Raw genomic sequence first — 16,604 nt, 5'->3', positions numbered from 1 at the left:
CCTAAGATCCTGGAGCCGATTCGCGCTTGCGTTCGTTTGGCGAGCGATGCCGCTTACGAAAAAGCCGGCGTTCCGATCTGGGGCATCAGTCTGCAAAACGAACCGATGGCCGTGCAGACCTGGGAGTCGATGTTGTTTTCGGCCGAAGAAGAGCGCGACTTTCTGAAGAACTACCTGGGGCCGACCATGGCCAGTGCCGGCTATGGCGATCGCAAGATCATCGTGTGGGACCACAACCGCGACATGATGGTGCACCGCGCGCGTGTGATCTTCGACGACCCGGAGGCGGCCAAGTATGCGTGGGGCATGGGCTTTCATTGGTACGAAACCTGGGCCGGGTTCGCGCCGATGGTGGAGAACGTTGCTGCGGTGGCGCAGGCGTATCCGGACAAGCACTTGCTGCTGACAGAAGCGGCGGTGGAAGAATTCGACCCGACCAAGTTTGCAGTACTGGCCCAATGGCGAACGCTATGGCACGGCCCTCATCAACGACCTCAATCATGGCGCAGTGGGCTGGACGGACTGGAACATCCTGCTCGACCAAAACGGTGGGTCGAACCATGTCGGCAATTACTGCTTTGCGCCGGTGCATGCCGATACGCGCACGGGCGAGGTGACCTATACGCCGAGCTATTGGTATATCGGCCGCTTTTCCAAGTTCATCCGGCCGGGTGCGCGACGGGTGAGTGCGGCCAGTAGCCGAAGCAATCTGGTGACCACCGCATTTGTGAACCGCGACGGCTCCTTGGCAATAGTGGTGATGAATCCCACCGACGTGCCGATTCACTACAACCTCTATGTGGGCGCAGCCTCCAGCGCATTGGAGATTCCGGCGCACGCAATACAGACGCTGACGATGCAGCAATAGCGATGCGGTGGCTTGCGCGGCGCTGTCTCTTCGAGAGAAAGGGGCCGCGTTCAAGAGCGTTGCTTGGGGAGAAATGTGGATCGCCACACAGGCGATCCACATTAGGGCAGCAGAATGAAGCCAGCTGGTGACTCAGGACAACAACAGTCCACCGGTGGCACCGAAGACCTCACCGGTGACATAGCTGGATTCCTGCGACGCCAGAATCACGTACAACGGCGCCATCTCCACCGGCTGGCCAGCGCGCTTGAGTGGAGTTTCCGAACCGAACTCAGGAATCTTTTCCGGCGGCTGACCACCGCTGGGCTGCAACGGGGTCCATACCGGGCCGGGCGCCACGGCGTTGACGCGGATGCCTTTGTCGGCCACCTGCAGCGCAAGCCCCTTGGTGAAGTTGACGATGGCGGCCTTGGTGGAGGCGTAGTCGAGCAAGGTAGGCGAGGGCTGGTACGACTGGATCGAGCCGGTGTTGATAATGGATGCGCCCGGCGGCAAATGCGGGATGGCCGCCTTGCACAGCCAGAACATCGCATACACGTTGGTCTTGTAGGTGGCGTCGAACTGCTCGGTGGTGATATCGGCGATGTCCTTGGTGGCGGTCTGCTTACCGGCAATGTTGACCAGCAGATCCAGCCCGCCGAGTTCCTTGACGGCGCGCGCCACGAGTTCATTGCAGAACGCTTCGTTCTTGAGATCGCCGGGGACGCTGATGGCCGTGCGGCCTTCGGCCTGGATCAATGCGACTACTTCGACCGCATCCTGCTCTTCTTCGGGCAGGTAATTGAGCACGATGTCCGCGCCTTCGCGTGCATACGCAATGGCGGTGGCGCGGCCGATTCCCGAGTCTGCTCCGGTGATCAGCGCCTTGCGGCCCTTCAGCCGGCCGAAGCCCTGGTAGCTTTGCTCGCCATGATCTGCCTTGGGCTGCAGCGCATGGATGGTGCCCGGCGCCTCCTGGGTCTGGTCCGGAAACTTGGGCTGCGGGAACTGGGTCAGGGGGTTCTGCATTTCGTACTGATTCTTCGTGCTGGACATGCACGGTCTCCTGCATTGGGGGATGAGTAGGCACGCAGCAGTGCATGCCTATGTCCGCAAGTGTGGAAACCAGCACGATGCGCACGGGTGAACGAATGTTGTGCGTCATGTGAATGCCCTTGTGCGCGCAGCATTGTGCTGCGTTTATCTCGGACGATGGCATTACCTGCATTCGCTGCACATGCTTGGGTCAGATTAGCGAGTCGCGCGACCTGGACGGTGGCATCTTTAGCGCCTCTAGCAGCATATCCGGTCGCCGAATCCGCTTGCGTACGCTTGCCTTGCGTCTACGCTCTGTCGTGGCCGGCAGTGCCTCTCGGGTGATTGTCATTGCCATCACCACTGCCCATGCTTGCATGTGAGCCCCCTCCATGTCTTTCGTCGCCCCCTCCATGTCTTTGGATCAGAACCGCCACCATCAGATGTTTCCCGAGCTGGACGCGGGCCAGTTGGCGATCGCGCGGCGCTTTGCCAGCGGGCCGGCGCAACGGTTCGCTGCCGGCGATACCGTGTTCGAGGTGGGCGACGCGCACGCGCCGGTGTGGGTGGTGCAGGAAGGCGCCATCGAAGTGGTCCGCCGCGACGGGCTGGGCAACGAAAAGCCGATCACCCTGCACACACCCGGCCAGTTCACCGGCGAGGTGAGTCAGTTGGCCGGGCGCGCGTCGTTGGCTGCTGGACGCGCCGGGCCGGACGGTTGCTTGGCGCTGCCATTCGATACCGCACACCTGCGCGCGCTGATGATCAGTTCGGCCGAAGTGGGCGAAGTGGTGATGCGTGCGTTGATCCTGCGCCGCGTCGGGTTGATCGAAGGCGATGCGTCTGGTTCGGTCCTGATCGGCGAACCGAACGATCCGCATCTGACCCGGTTGCAAGGCTTTTTTACGCGCAACGGCTACCCCAATACGGTGATGGATGTCTCCGATGAGGAGGGCCGCGCGCTGGTCGAGCGCCTGGGCATCCAGGACCACGATCTGCCGGTGATGGTGTGCCCAAGCGGGCGTGTGCTGCGCCAGCCCAGCGATGCCGAGGCCGCGCATTGCCTGGGCATGACCCCGGACATCGATCCGGACAAGCGCTACGACGTGGCGATTGTGGGCGCAGGCCCGGCGGGTCTGGCGACGGCCGTGTATGCCGCGTCCGAAGGGTTATCGGTACTGGTGTTGGATCAACGCGCCATCGGCGGGCAAGCCGGTGCGTCGGCACGGATCGAAAATTATCTCGGGTTTCCCACCGGTATTTCCGGTCAGGCACTGGCCGGGCGCGCCTACAGCCAGGCGCTGAAATTCGGCGCGGAATTGGCGATTCCGATCGAAGCGGCCACGTTGGAATGCAGCCGCGACGATGGCGCGCTGAAGCTGGATCTTGCCGATGGCAAACAGGTGCTGGCCAGCACCGTGGTGATCGCCTCGGGTGCGCGTTACCGCCGCCCGGAGATCGATGGGTTGGAGCGTTTCGAAGGCCACGGCGTGTCGTATTGGGCCTCGCCGGTGGAAGCGCGTCTGTGCGAGGACGGCGTGGTGGCGTTGGTGGGTGGCGGCAATTCGGCAGGGCAGGCGGTGGCCTTCCTGGCGCCTCGCGTCAAGGAATTGCACCTGATCATTCGCGGCGACGGGCTGGACGCGTCGATGTCGCAATACCTCATCGAGCGCATTGCCGCGTTGCCCAATGTGCAGCTGCGTACCGGTACAGAAGTGTCCGCGCTGGAAGGCGACCCCGAGCACGGTCTGCAGGCGGCCGTGCTGCGTACGCGAGCAGACGGTGCAACCACGCGCGTGGAATTGCGCCACCTGTTCTTGTTCGTCGGTGCCGACCCCAATACCGGCTGGCTACAGGAGTGCGTGGACACCGACAAGCGCGGCTTTGTCATGACCGGCACCGCGCGTGGCGACGGCGTCCCGGCGTGCCTGCCGCTGGAAACCAATCGCCCTGGCGTGTTCGCCATTGGTGATGTGCGTGCGGGCTCGGTCAAACGCGTGGCCGCCGCGGTGGGCGAGGGCGCCGCCGTGGTCGCGCAGATCCATCAGTACCTCGCACATCAGGCCAACCCGGTGCCGGTCTCCGAGCTTGCCAGCGCCACCCAGGAGTCGAGCAACGCATGAGCCGGCACTGCAGCCATACCGATCAAATCAATGAGGTCACGCCCAATGCGCGCGGCTGCGAAGAATGCCTGGCCATCGACAGCGCATGGGTGCATCTGCGCCTGTGCCGCAGTTGCGACCATGTCGGGTGTTGCGACGACTCGCCCAACCGCCACGCCACTGCGCATCACCACGCCACCGGCCACCCCATCATCGAAGGCTACGACCCGCCGGAAGGCTGGGGTTGGTGCTATGTGGACGAAGTGGACGTGGAGCTACCGGATCAAACCCCGCAGCTGGGGCAGATTCCGCGGTATGTGTGAGCGGCGCGGGTGCGCCGCTGGGATTGGGGAGTTGGGATTGGGGATTCGTTAGAGCGATTCCCGCGCGTTCGATGTTTCGTGTGTGACGTTGGGCGTCTGCTACGGTTAGTTTCGCCTGCTGCGTGGTGTGCAGATTTGCGTAGTTCTTACCCACACCCGCGCACTCACTCCGGCCAATGCACCTGCGGCAGCTCGCCGATCTGCGGTCTGGCGAACAGATAGCCTTGCTGCAGGTGGATGCCCATATCGCGCAGGGTGCGGTATTCGTCGGGGGATTCGATGCCTTCTGCGATGACGGCAACGCCGAGTTCTTCGCACATGCGGGTGACGTGGCGCACGATGGCCTGGCGGCTGCGATCGGTGTCGATGCCGCGGATCAGCGCGAGGTCCAGCTTGAGCAGGTCCGGCTGAAACTCGGCCAGCAGGCCTAGCCCGGCGTAGCCGGCGCCGAAGTCGTCGATGGCGGTTTTCATGCCGCGCGCCCGATACGTGCGCAGGATGTCGAGCAGATGCGCCGGGTCGGCGAGGTGTTCCTGCTCGCTGACCTCGAAGATGATCGCGTTGAGCGGCCAGCCGTATTGCTCGGTGGCCGACAGCGTGGCGCGCAGGCAATGCTCGGGGTTGTAAACCGCGTTGGGCATGAAGTTGATCGACAGCAGGGCCGGTAGGGCGATCTGCGCGGCGCATTCGATGGCCTTGATGCGGCAGGCCTGGTCGAAGGCGTAGCGGTTGCGCTCATCCACCGCGGCCAGGATGCTGCCGGCCGATTCGCCGTTGAAACCGCGTACCAGCGCTTCGCCCGCGTAGATGCTGCGGGTGGACACGTCCACGATCGGCTGGAAGGCCATGGTGATGGCGGTGGGAAAGTCCTGGCCGTCGCGGCAGGCATTGCAAACAGGGAGCGTGGGCATGTCGGAGCAATCGTGCGGCGTGGTGAGGGTAGCCTAGCGGTATCGACCGCAACAGCGTGTCATCGAATCTGCACATGCGTCCTCGCGCCATCCTCACCTGGCACCTCGCCGGGCTCGGCGATAATGCGCCATTGCCCGCATCGGACGCCCCATGACCGCTCTCACCGAACGCTATGCCCTGGCCGTGGACTACGCGCGCATCGCCCATGCCGGGCAGCTGCGCAAGGGGACGCAGATTCCTTACCTGAGCCACTTGCTGGGCGTGTCCACGCTGGTGCTGGAGTGCGGCGGCGATGAAGAGCAGGCCATCGCCGGCTTGTTGCACGACGTAGTGGAAGACTGCGGCGGCGGGCACGAGGCGTCGATCCGGGCGCAATTCGGCGATGTGGTGGCCGACATCGTGATGGCATGCACCGACGCCACCGCTGAAGACAAGGCCGATGTGGACAACAGCGAGCGCGCACGCAAACACGATTGGCGCGCGCGCAAGCAGGCCTATCTCGAGCGCCTGCGCAAGACGCCCGAGCGTGCGTTGCTGGTGTCCGGCTGCGACAAGCTCTACAACGCACGCAGCATCGTGCAGGACCTGGAAAATCCCGCCGTCGGCCAGGAGATCTTCAATGTGTTCACTGCCGGGCGCGAAGGCACACTGTGGTATTACGCTGCGCTGGAAGAGATCTTCCGCACGCGCGATACCGCCACTGCGCGGTTGTTCAGTGGAGTTGTCATGCGCATGCAGGCGCTGGCCGATACAGGCGAGCAGCCGGTACCGGCGCACGCGCTGGGCTGATCGCGTTTTAGAGCGGCTGATCTGCTGCCTGGCTGCAGTGCCCTTGCTCGCCCACCATCGCGGGACACGCTGCAAGTACGTCCTTGTAGGCTCTTACGCGGCATCCATGCCGCGTAAGGTCCCGCGACGGTGGGCGGGCAAGGACCAGTCGGGATGGTCGGTGTATAGGGTGCAAAAAATGTGGGACGTGCTTTTAATGGGCTAGCTCTCGTCTATTTGCAGCCCGCCCAGCGAATCAATGTATCTGTGAAATTGCCTGTTTTTCACAAAGCGACCGACGAACGTTCTGGTGCGGTGTCCTCGCCGCTTGCGGAACCGTGTGGCGGCATGGATGCCGCCACCAAGCCTCCCCGGATGGATTCACGGCGTGTCCCGCAAGCGGTGAGGGCACCGCGCCTTCGACCAACCAGTCTTTTGATCCAAGCAGCTTACTGCATCTAAACGACGCGTCGATGCTACGACGACATTGGCTGCATGTGCGCCGCGCTAGCCTAATGCGCTCTCGCAAGTCGGTTCGATAGTCATGTCCAGCACAACGTCGTCTTCCTCCGGCCTGGTGCGCGTGCGCGGCGCGCGCGAGCACAACCTCAAGAATGTGGATGTGGATATCCCCCGCGATGCGCTGGTGGTGTTCACCGGCGTTTCCGGCTCGGGCAAATCGTCGTTGGCATTCGGCACCATCTTTGCCGAGGCGCAACGACGCTATCTGGATTCGATCTCGCCGTATGCGCGGCGCCTGATCGACCAGGTAGGCGTGCCGGAAGTGGATGCCATCGATGGCCTGCCGCCGGCGGTGGCCTTGCAGCAGGCGCGTGGCGCGCCAAGTGCGCGTTCGTCGGTGGGCAGCGTCACCACCATCTCCAACTCGTTACGCATGCTGTATTCGCGTGCGGGCGACTATCCGCCGGGGCAGGAAATCATCTACGCCGACGGCTTTTCGCCGAATACGCCCGCAGGCGCATGCCCCACCTGCCATGGCCTGGGGCGCATCTACGACGCCACCGAAGCGACGATGCTGCTCGACGGAAGCCTGAGCATCCGCGACCGCGCGGTTGCCGCCTGGCCGGGCGCCTGGCATGGTCAGAACCAACGCGACATCCTCACCACGCTGGGCCACGATGTGGATGCGCCGTGGCACACGTTGCCGAAGAAAACCCGCGACTGGATTCTGTTCACCGACGAACAACCGGTGGTGCCGGTGTACGCCGGTTATAGCCTGGCCGAGGTCAAGCGCGCGCTCAAACGCAAGGAAGAGCCCAGCTATATGGGTACCTTCACCAGTGCGCGGCGTTATGTGCTGCACACCTTTGCCACCACCCAGAGCGCGCAGATGAAAAAGCGCGTGGCGCAGTACCTGATCAGCACGCAGTGTCCGCAATGCGATGGCAAACGGCTGCGACGCGAGGCGTTGTCGGTGACGTTTGCCGGGCTGGATATCGGCGAGTTGTCGCGCAGGCCGCTGGATGAAGTGGCCGAGCTGTTGCGTCCCGCGGCTGACGCCAAGCCATCCAGAGGTGCGCGCAAGGGCGCAACCGAACACCCGGAACAAGTGATCGCCGCGCAACGCATCGCTGCGGATCTGCGCGCGCGCATCGCGGTGGTGCAGGCGCTGGGCTTGGGCTATCTCAGCCTGGAGCGCAGCACGCCCACCTTGTCGCCGGGCGAGTTGCAACGGCTGCGGCTGGCCACGCAGATCCGCTCGCAGCTGTTCGGCGTGGTGTATGTGATGGACGAACCATCGGCCGGGCTGCATCCCGCCGACGCGCAAGCGCTGCTGGGCGCATTGGACCAGCTCAAGGCGGCCGGCAATTCGGTCTTCGTGGTCGAACACGAAGTGGACGTGATCCGCCATGCAGACTGGATTGTGGATGTCGGCCCGGCAGCCGGCGTGCAGGGCGGGCAGGTGCTCTACAGCGGCCCGCCCGCAGGATTGGAGCAGGTGCAGGCCTCGTCCACGCGGCGCTATCTGTTCGGCACACCACCGCAGGTGCGCGGCCATGCGCGCGCGGCAAGCGGTTGGCTGCAGCTGCGCGGCATCACCCGCAACAACGTGCGCGCGCTGGATGTGGATCTGCCGCTGGGTGTGTTCACGACGGTCACCGGTGTGTCCGGCTCGGGCAAGTCGTCATTGGTGAGCCAGGCGTTGGTCGAACTGCTGGCTGCCCACCTGGGGCAAACGCAGGCAGAGGACGAAGAAGTCTTGGATCCGCTGGAGCGCGGCACGCAGGTACCGTTGGGCGGCGCGATTGTCGCCGGGTTGGATCAGGTGCGTCGGCTCGTGCGCGTGGATCAAAAACCCATCGGCCGCACGCCGCGCTCCAACCTGGCCACCTATACCGGGCTGTTCGATCCGGTGCGCAAGCTGTTTGCGGCCACGCCCGCCGCACGCCGACGACGCTACGACCCTGGGCAGTTTTCCTTCAACGTCGCCAAGGGGCGCTGCGCCACCTGCGAGGGCGAAGGCTCGGTGTCTGTGGAATTGCTGTTCATGCCTAGCGTCTATGCACCGTGCCCCAGCTGCCACGGTGCGCGCTATAACGCCAAGACGCTGGAGATCGAACTGCGCGGTCGCAACATCGCGCAGGTGCTGGAAATGACGGTGGATCAGGCAGCCAGTTTCTTCGCCGACGATGCCAGCGTGCTGCGCCCGTTGCAGGTGTTGCGCGAAGTGGGGCTGGGCTACCTGCGTCTTGGCCAGCCGGCCACCGAACTGTCCGGTGGCGAAGCGCAGCGCATCAAGCTGGCGACCGAACTGCAACGCGCGCAGCGACGCGACACCGTTTACGTGCTCGACGAACCGACCACCGGCCTGCATCCGTCCGACGTGGACACCTTGATGGCCCAGTTGCAAGGGCTGGTCGATGCAGGCAACACGGTGATCGTGGTCGAACACGATATGCGCGTGGCCGCCAGCAGCGACTGGGTGCTGGATATGGGGCCGGGCGCGGGTGACGCTGGCGGCCACGTGGTTGTCGCAGGCACGCCGGCGGCGGTGGCTCAACACGTCAAGAGCCGAACAGCTGCATTTCTTGCGCCGTTGATCGTTTAGGCGACGCAGGTCGCAACTGATCGATACGGTCGGAATTCGAGTGCGCCACGTTTCGCCATCGCGCGCGGCGCTTCGCATTCGACATTCCGCGCGATGCTCAGCGCACTACTTTAGGAGTGGAGCAGCGGGACGTTGGATGCCCGACGTGTCCGCAGCGATACATCCTGACGGATGTCATTTCTTCTGGGAGGGAGGACGACATACGCTTAACCACAGCAAGGCAACAGCGTCACGCTCGAGGCGTGAGCGTCTTCAATTGCGTGCACACCCTGAGGTTGCCAGCGCCCGCGTGATTTCGCGTCTCTGGCGGGCTCGCCGTCTGGCCTGAACTAGCCATGCGTCAGTGCGCCAATTGAGGGCCTGGGCGTTGCCCGCGCCCGTTGAGTGTTGCCGATCAAGCCGAATGGATTGCCTCTGCACGCCTCGTGCGCTGTCAGGCATCCATGGGCCTGCCTGATCGGAACGCACATTTCTGGTACTTCACACCATGTTAGGCGTCGCCCTGCAGACGTCGCGCCGAGCATCCCATCTTTTTTGGATAGTTTGATGACCACATCACACTCCATCGCTTCCTCAAGTGCGTCTCGGTCGCTGCCGGCACCAGATTCGGCCGACGCGTCGGTGCCGACCACAGTCTCACCGCGGGCGCCTTTCCCTGAGCCTCCGGCGCATGCGCTGGGCGCCTTGCCGGTGAGGCGAGGCGCATCCAGCACCTCGACCACCGCGGTCCGCCTGCGCAGTTCCCCGTCGCGGCATGGCCGACGTGCCGGTGTGCAGCTCGACGGCGCCTCTGCGTCGGATAGCGATGTCGCACGCATGATTGACGCTTGTCTTGCGCGTCGGCCGGCGGTCCAGAGCGAATCGCCCCTAGGCGGCGGTGGACGTCTGCTGCGCTATGTGGCCGACCCCAAGGACCCGCGGATGCCACGCAACGAGGCGTTCTTCACCACAACGCCAGGTTTACTGATCGCAGGGTTGACCGTGCATCCGGACGTCGAACGCCGCACCGGCACGGCGCCGACTGCCGACCAGATCGCCAGCCAGCTTGCCGAGCCGCCGATTGGCCTGCTGACCGGTATCTGGCAGGCGACCGATGGTCAGTGTTTCACCTGTCGTGCCAACCAACTGCATCGCGCCGATGCGAGTGGGCGCTGGGTACCGGTTCCGCTGCCTGCCCCGTGCGGTGCGGCTGCCGATATCCGCATGCTCGGCCTGCAGGCCAATGGCGCTGTGTATCTGCAGGCGGGCGCGCACTGCTGGCGTGCCGGCAGTGACCAGATATCCGTCAGCGTCGGCGATCTACCGGACGGCGCCGTGCTTCGTTTCGATGCCAATGGCAGGCCATGCATGCTGCATGATGGCGTGCTCCGGCGTTGCGATGAGGAGACGCCCGACCGGGTGGTGGAGTTGTTGCGTCCGGTGCCTGGCGGCCCAGCCTTCGAGTCGATGCCTGCAATGCCGGTCGATGTGCTGCCGCTGGCGCATCCTGACGCCGGCACCGCGTTGATGCTCGATGACAAGGGGCGTGTGTATGAGGCGGATCTGCGCGGCACCGGGCCAATCACTGCACGGCTTCTGACCCTGCCGGATCGGATGGAGCGCGCACAGGGATGGGCGGTCACGTCCATGGGATTGGCCACCGATAACAGTGCGCATCTTGTGCTGGAAGACAGCACCGGGCACCGGATCGCCTTGCAACGGCCGGCAGGGCAGGCGAGATTCCAGCCGGCGTTCATGCTCGACCGCCCGCTTCTGCTGATGCGCAGCGAAGGGCTGCAGCTGCCCGCCGATGAGAAGATACATTCGCCGGTGGTGCTGGATGGGCATGCCCGGTTGGGGCATCTGGACGGGGTGCTGCACTACTCGCCCGCGCCGGACCAGCCATGGGAGCGGTTGAAGCTTGCCTGTGGCGCGCCACTCACCGGTGTTGTCTCGTTGCATACCGGACCGCGTGGGTTCGTCGATCGTCGGCCGGTGTTTGCGTTGCTGGCTGCGCCGCCGCAACTGGTCGACATCACGCTTCCCGGGCGGACGACCTGGCTGGCGGCCGATGCGGTGCCCACCACGCCTTCCGGTGGGCCGCTCGTCGTGGTGCCGGATGTGGTGGAGGTGCGCTGCAAGCCAATCGCCCGTTTCGACGAAGAGCTCGTCCAGGCGGCAGTGCATGCAGATCGCAGCGCGGTAGTGATGACGGCTTCGGGAACGTTGCTCAAGGTGGATGCGGAAGGCAACCGCGGCAGCATCCCCCCGCTGCAACGCCCGCTGGCAATCGCGGTCGGGTTGGACGATGTGCTGTATGCGTTAGACCACCCTCGTGAAGGGTCTGTGCAGCTATACCGGCTTGCCGAGCACGGGCAGTGGGATGCGGTGCAGATCACCTTGCCGAAGACGCTACCGCCACCGCATGGGCTGCGAAGTACGCGTACCGGGCGACTCCAGGTGCAGCTCGGCGCGGGCTGGCACGCCGTGTTGCCAGCAATGACGGCTGCAGATGGCACCCGCCTGGCGGCACGCGTTGCCGCGTCTCCGTCACCCGAGGAAGTCGCTGCTGCCGGTACCCAGTCCGGTACCAATGCCCACATAAACCAGCAGCAGGCAAGTCGGATCAGTACGCCCGACCACGACGCGGCGATCAGCACGACCTTGCTGGGTACTACGTCCACCGATCCGTTAAACTTGAGTTCGAATGCGCAGGTCCTGGTCCAGAGCGGTCGCGCGCAGGCCACCGCGCTCGCGCAGGTGATGATAGGCATGGTCGGAGGCGCTGTGCGCACGCTGGCCGGATGGAGCGGCGTGGTACAGCCACCCACTCCGCAGCAGCAACGGCTTGCCGGCTTCCGCCAGGAGGCGATGCAGGCTCAGTCGCTTGCGCTGGAACTGTTCGAGAGCTTGCCGGTCCTGGCCGAGGTGCGTATTGCCGCTGCGGCGTCTCCGCGCCAACCGGTTGAGGGGCTTTCGCCCGACCAGCATGCGCACCTGGTGGCGTTGCGCGAAACGGCCTTGGCCGGGCTATTGCGCGATCTGCGCAAGATTGGATTCCGCGAAGGCGCGCTGGCTCCCGATTTTTCCATGGCGGACGGTGCCGCCATCCAGCGCACAAGTTCGACTGCCAGTTATCGCGCCGCCGAACTCTGGCGGCGGGCGCGTTCTGCGGTCACTCGCGCTGTGGTCCAGAAGGATGATGACCTGCTGCCGTCATTTGACCGTTGCATTGCTGCGCTGGCCGGTGGCGCATCGCTACATCCGCAGGCATTGAGCGACATCGAGCATGCGCTGCTTGCCGAGTTGCGCGAGGTCATCCATCGGCTTAAGACCGCCCAGGTCACCTTGCCGGCGCAACATGATCAGGCCGCCAACGCAGCCGATACGCCGAATGCGCTGCGCAGTGCCTGCCTGCTCGCAGGCTTGGTTGAATACAACGCGCTGCTGGGCGTCGCCGATGCGCAGGCGCTGGAGGCAGCCGACGCCAGACGGCAGCAGTCCGGGCTGCATGCGCTGGCCAAGTTGGGGTTGTCGTCTTGGTACGAACTGGAGGCATTCGATGATGTAGTGTCGACCTTTCGGCAGGAAGTCACCACGCCCGGAAGCGCCCGCCAACTGCAGCTGCTCAAGAGTCTTGGCCTGCCGCAGGGGAGCGCCCCGGATGAAATGGCATCGCGCATGATCGATGTGCTGCAGGACCTGTTCAATCGCAGCACCTTCTTCTCAACTCGGGTGCGCTCGGCCGAGCTGCGTGGCTCGCTGGGGTCGGTGCAATGGATGCATGCAAATCCGATCAATGTCGGTATGGGAGGGGAGGCCATCCACGCGCTGGGCGTCGAGCGCATCGGCGATTCGAAGGACGGCGACGCGGGCCTGGTTGCCTTCTTCGTGCGCCACGCAAAAGCTACCGCGTCCGCAAGCGCAGGCCTGAGCATCGATCTTCAACCGGGCCCGGGAACCGGCGGGTATGTGTATGTGGACACCCCGGCGCCAACAGTGTCTGCAAGCTGGGGTGGCGCGGCCAATCTCGGCGTGGGGGGGGCCTATCAACATGGCGTGGGCGCGGCAGTCATCCTGTCGCCGGACACCATCCCCGAATTTGCCAGACTGTTGTTCGACCGGTACGCCGGCGATACCACGCGCCTGTTACGCGCAGGCGTGAATGATGGGGCGATCGGCCTGGATCTGTTCGAAACCAACATCAACGCCTCGCTCAACGTCAACCTGACTGCGCAGCCACTGGCGATCAGGCATCCCTTCGGTCCGAAACAGCCCACCGCACCGGGCGCAGCCACTGGCAACCCGCGCAGCGCGATTTCGGCATCGGTGCCGTTCAGCATGACCGCGCAGATCGGTGTGCAATGGAGCCAGATGGAATTGCATCTGGACCACGCCTGGAAAGACATCATCGGCCTGGAATTCCAGGGCCGCATCGGCATTAATGCCGAGGTCAATGCCAGCATCAATTTAGGCGGCGGATTGACCTCGGTACTGGGACGCAATTTCAAACGGCTGGTCAATGCCGTCACCGGTGCCGGCACGCTGCAGCTGGCCGGCATGCGGGTGGCGTCTAGCGACGTGCAGTTGCCAACCGACGCGATACTGGACGATACGCGCCCCGGTCCGTTATTGGGCACTGCCAGCTACAAGCGCACCCTGGATACGCATGCAGCGCAGCCGGTGACGCGGCATGGATGGGACACGTTGCGTGCGCGGCTCAAGGCCGTCTTTCCAGAAAGCAGCGCCGAACTGGGCGCGATGGAGTATCCGGCCACGCCGGAAGAGCGCAGTGTCCTGCTGCGCAAGGCGCTCGAACGTATCCAGGGTCCTGACGCACTGGCCATCGAAGCTGGCGCCGCACTCGGCGGAGCAGCCCTGGTACAACAGCGGACACTCGCCACGCAAGCGACCAGTGCCGCGGCGGCATCGCTATGGAAAGGCGGCACGGCGGCCGAGCGCGCGGCAGTGGTCGACATGCTGCATCAGCTGCGGCAGGAGGATGCTGCAGCCATCCAGCAGCGCGCGCGCGTGATTCCCGGCGCCCGCGTAGAGATCAACATGTTCGGACGTGAATCGCTCGACGCGGTAATCAGTCATGCCATCGGCCACTACTCGCTGGGCGAGAAGATGCGCGACGTTGCCGAGATACGACGCAAGATTCCCGGGTTGGATGAGGTGTTGCGTAGGTTCAAGGACATCCCGCATGTCAATCAGGTTCGCTTCGTGTTTGAGATGCGGCCGCAAGCCATGGTGGCGATCAACGACGCGCTGGCCGCCAGGCAGCATGCACAGGCAGCAGCGGCACTGGGATTGCCGGCATCCAGCGACGGGATGTCTTGGCAGGACGTTCTCATCGCTGCGCAGCAATCGCCGGATCTGTACCGGCTTGCGGCCATCGCCGTTCACAATACTGACGAAAATCCGCTCACCAGCCGCGTCGGCCTGCCGCTGCTCAATGTGGCGTCGACTGCTGTCGCCTCGCACCAGGTGTTCGAGGCGGAGATTCAGTTCCGTTACGGGTTGTACGACCGCATCGAAGGGGCGGAGGTCCTCGAAGCCGGTGCGCGTGCGCTGCGCCGCCCACTGGACCGCCTGCAGCAGGCCGGCGTGCAGGCGCTTGGGCAACCTCAGAGGGCGCAAGTGCCGCCACCGGGCACGGCCTCTCCGCGCGGCGAGGGCCCAGGGTTACAGGAGACGCGCGACCTTGCATTTGAACGGTATCTGCAGGCGGCCACGCCGCCGAAGGATCCTCATCCACGCGCGCTGACGCGCGAATTGGCACGCATGGAAGAACAAACGCTTGGCGTTGACGCGCAGCGCCGCAACTGCGCTGCGTTGATGGAGGCAGTGGGCCTGGCACAGGCCAAGGCAGGCGAACGCATCGACCGGCTGCTGGCCAGACTTGCGCCAACAGGCGAGAACATAACCGATGCGGCGGTCGCGCCGTGGAGCTTGCGCCAAGCGCTTGCGTCAGTGCACGCCTGTAGCGAGGCGGTGACACAGGCCGAGCACGCGCTCGACCAGGCGCACGGTCGCCTAAGTCGCCAGATGGCCGGACGCAGCGCGATGGAGGAGATTGCGGTAGCTCAGCAGGCGTTCGAATTACTGCAGCAGGCTGCACAAAGCGAGTCGTCGCTGATTGCAGCGATCGACTACCTTCTGCGTCAGACCGCAGAGGCGTATGACGCGCAAGAGGCGCAACTGCAGGACGTGGACGACAGGTTGAACGACCTGCTGCAGCGTCTGGAGGACCTGCAGCGCGTGTCTGAGCTGGAGCGTCAGTCTGTCGAAGACGCCGAGCGCGATGCCGACATCCGACGCCAAGCGCTGCGGGCACTGCAACTGCAGGCCACGAGCACCGATGCGTCGGCGAACGACACCGCCAGCAAGGATGAGGCGGTCCGGGCACTCGAAGAGGCGCAAACGAAGCTGAGCAGGGTCCAGCAGCAATCGGCAGAGACACGCGATCGCATCGGTACGCTGGTGTCGTTGGCGCACGGCTTGCGCGCCAGCCTGGCTGAAGAAGCCGATGCGTTAAGCGACATCGATGCACAGACACGTGCCGCACAGCAGACCATGACACGTGCGCACCACCTGGGTGACGAGGCGCGGGCTGCCATGATGGCGATGTTGAGCGCACCCTCCGGCGACGATGCCGCACTAGCGACCGTTGCTGGCGATGACATCACCTTGGCCGATGAGCAATGAGCCTGCATCTGCATGCGCCGGGCACGCTTGAATGCCGGCCTGACCGCGCAGGCGTACGTGCGATGCGCAGGTGTTCTGCATTACAGGGCGCGAGGCCAGCAGCGGCGGCGCCAATCGTTAGCGCGTCGATCAGGCGTGTTTAGCAAAGGGCGATCGCGACGTAGCGACCACACAGGCAGACCGTACCGATGACCAGCGCCGCACGCTGGTCATCGCAGCTTACATCAGGCCAGCTGTCCAATACCTGCCGACAAACGGCAGCTTCGGTCGAGCGCGCCTCCCACACATTGAATAGACCCCGCACCACGGTCAGCGTCGTTGCCTGCCTGATCAACAGCATCGGGGCGGGACCGCGTCTGGCCGGAGTAGCTCAGCGGCTCACCGAGTGCCAGCAGCGCCACGTCGGCACGGCGCGCGGTGGCCGCTGCGGCCTGCATGCGCTCGGGTAGTGGGCGATCGAAGGCGCAGCGCTCAACGACCTGCGGCAGTTGCGGGTTTGTCATTCGAAGGCGATCTTCGCCACACAGGTCGCGCGCCAGCGAACCTGATAAGTGGCCGCAACCGCAACCGCATGCGCGACACGCAGGACCCGCAGACCCAACTACGGCATCTGTTCGCTATCTGGGTGCTGGAACCGGTGGCGGCAGTGATCGAGTGGGGAAGCGGTATGAATCTGCTCAGCAATTGCGGCGAGTATGCCCCCGATGCACTGGATGCGCTTTACCAGCAGCTGGAAGATACGCTGGTGCAGCTGTTGCTGCCCGAATGTGCGCAATGACAGCGCAATGTCGGCTGAAGATCTCGCCTACATCCTGCGGCTTGCGACTACCAGCCTGAAAGCGTCGGCCGACAACGAG

At 64.5% G+C, this 16,604-nt stretch carries 9 protein-coding genes and 1 pseudogene; 7 read left to right on the top strand and 3 right to left on the bottom strand.

What is annotated here, in order from left to right:
* A pseudogene (locus tag XBLMG947_RS18360) lies at positions 1 to 868 on the top strand (glycoside hydrolase family 30 protein); the annotation flags it as partial.
* Positions 869 to 1,000: 132 nt separating this feature from the next.
* Here the strand turns inward: XBLMG947_RS18360 and XBLMG947_RS18355 are convergent.
* Positions 1,001 to 1,903, bottom strand: a complete 903-nt coding sequence (locus tag XBLMG947_RS18355) for an SDR family oxidoreductase (RefSeq protein ID WP_065470020.1) — start codon at positions 1,901 to 1,903, stop codon at positions 1,001 to 1,003.
* Positions 1,904 to 2,295: 392 nt separating this feature from the next.
* Here XBLMG947_RS18355 and XBLMG947_RS18350 point away from each other — a divergent pair, with 392 nt between their 5' ends.
* Both XBLMG947_RS18350 and XBLMG947_RS18345 read left to right on the top strand, forming a co-directional pair.
* The gene (locus XBLMG947_RS18350) at positions 2,296 to 4,005 is read left to right on the top strand and encodes an FAD-dependent oxidoreductase (RefSeq protein WP_065470019.1); all 1,710 of its coding nucleotides are present in this window, start codon (positions 2,296 to 2,298) and stop codon (positions 4,003 to 4,005) included.
* Positions 4,002 to 4,307, top strand: coding sequence for a UBP-type zinc finger domain-containing protein (locus tag XBLMG947_RS18345; protein ID WP_065470018.1), 306 nt, complete (start codon positions 4,002 to 4,004; stop codon positions 4,305 to 4,307). Before XBLMG947_RS18350 ends, XBLMG947_RS18345 begins: the two co-directional genes overlap by 4 nt.
* Positions 4,308 to 4,471: 164 nt before the next feature.
* Here the strand turns inward: XBLMG947_RS18345 and XBLMG947_RS18340 are convergent, their stop codons facing one another.
* A complete protein-coding gene (locus tag XBLMG947_RS18340; protein ID WP_065470017.1) occupies positions 4,472 to 5,218 on the bottom strand; it encodes an EAL domain-containing protein in 747 nt (248 codons plus the stop codon).
* A 151-nt stretch (positions 5,219 to 5,369) separates the two neighbouring features.
* Between XBLMG947_RS18340 and XBLMG947_RS18335 the strand changes: the two genes are divergently transcribed.
* The 3 genes from XBLMG947_RS18335 to XBLMG947_RS18325 all read left to right on the top strand — a co-directional run bounded on the left by XBLMG947_RS18335 (position 5,370) and on the right by XBLMG947_RS18325 (position 15,747).
* A complete protein-coding gene (locus XBLMG947_RS18335) occupies positions 5,370 to 6,008 on the top strand; it encodes an HD domain-containing protein (RefSeq protein WP_065470016.1) in 639 nt (212 codons plus the stop codon).
* A 523-nt stretch (positions 6,009 to 6,531) separates the two neighbouring features.
* Positions 6,532 to 9,057, top strand: a complete 2,526-nt coding sequence (locus tag XBLMG947_RS18330) for an excinuclease ABC subunit UvrA (RefSeq protein WP_065470015.1) — start codon at positions 6,532 to 6,534, stop codon at positions 9,055 to 9,057.
* Positions 9,058 to 9,741: 684 nt separating this feature from the next.
* Positions 9,742 to 15,747 carry a coiled-coil domain-containing protein gene (locus XBLMG947_RS18325; RefSeq protein WP_065470014.1) on the top strand — a complete coding sequence of 2,002 codons (6,006 nt, stop codon included), beginning with the start codon at positions 9,742 to 9,744 and terminating at the stop codon, positions 15,745 to 15,747.
* A 139-nt stretch (positions 15,748 to 15,886) separates the two neighbouring features.
* Here the strand turns inward: XBLMG947_RS18325 and XBLMG947_RS22875 are convergent, their stop codons facing one another.
* On the bottom strand, positions 15,887 to 16,087 hold the full coding sequence (locus XBLMG947_RS22875) for a hypothetical protein (RefSeq protein WP_139074428.1): 201 nt from the start codon (positions 16,085 to 16,087) through the stop codon (positions 15,887 to 15,889).
* A 231-nt stretch (positions 16,088 to 16,318) separates the two neighbouring features.
* Here XBLMG947_RS22875 and XBLMG947_RS18320 point away from each other — a divergent pair, with 231 nt between their 5' ends.
* Entirely contained in the window at positions 16,319 to 16,525 is a 207-nt protein-coding gene (locus XBLMG947_RS18320) for a hypothetical protein (protein WP_065470013.1), read from the top strand.
* Positions 16,526 to 16,604: the final 79 nt, after the last annotated feature.

This window comes from Xanthomonas bromi, from assembly GCF_900092025.1.
Classification (GTDB): Bacteria; Pseudomonadota; Gammaproteobacteria; order Xanthomonadales; family Xanthomonadaceae; genus Xanthomonas; species Xanthomonas bromi.
Note: the sequence above shows the minus strand (reverse complement) of the source record. Positions and strands in the feature narration are given on the sequence as shown.

What these genes read in the sequence shown, in the direction of transcription:
- XBLMG947_RS18335 (WP_065470016.1), top strand. Translation starts at nt 5,370, where the DNA reads ATGACCGCTCTCACCGAACGCTATGCCCTGGCCGTGGACTACGCGCGC.
- XBLMG947_RS18340 (WP_065470017.1), bottom strand. Translation starts at nt 5,218, where the DNA reads ATGCCCACGCTCCCTGTTTGCAATGCCTGCCGCGACGGCCAGGACTTT.
- XBLMG947_RS18355 (WP_065470020.1), bottom strand. Translation starts at nt 1,903, where the DNA reads ATGTCCAGCACGAAGAATCAGTACGAAATGCAGAACCCCCTGACCCAG.
- XBLMG947_RS18345 (WP_065470018.1), top strand. Translation starts at nt 4,002, where the DNA reads ATGAGCCGGCACTGCAGCCATACCGATCAAATCAATGAGGTCACGCCC.
- XBLMG947_RS18330 (WP_065470015.1), top strand. Translation starts at nt 6,532, where the DNA reads ATGTCCAGCACAACGTCGTCTTCCTCCGGCCTGGTGCGCGTGCGCGGC.
- XBLMG947_RS18350 (WP_065470019.1), top strand. Translation starts at nt 2,296, where the DNA reads ATGTCTTTGGATCAGAACCGCCACCATCAGATGTTTCCCGAGCTGGAC.
- XBLMG947_RS22875 (WP_139074428.1), bottom strand. Translation starts at nt 16,087, where the DNA reads ATGCTGTTGATCAGGCAGGCAACGACGCTGACCGTGGTGCGGGGTCTA.
- XBLMG947_RS18320 (WP_065470013.1), top strand. Translation starts at nt 16,319, where the DNA reads ATGCGCGACACGCAGGACCCGCAGACCCAACTACGGCATCTGTTCGCT.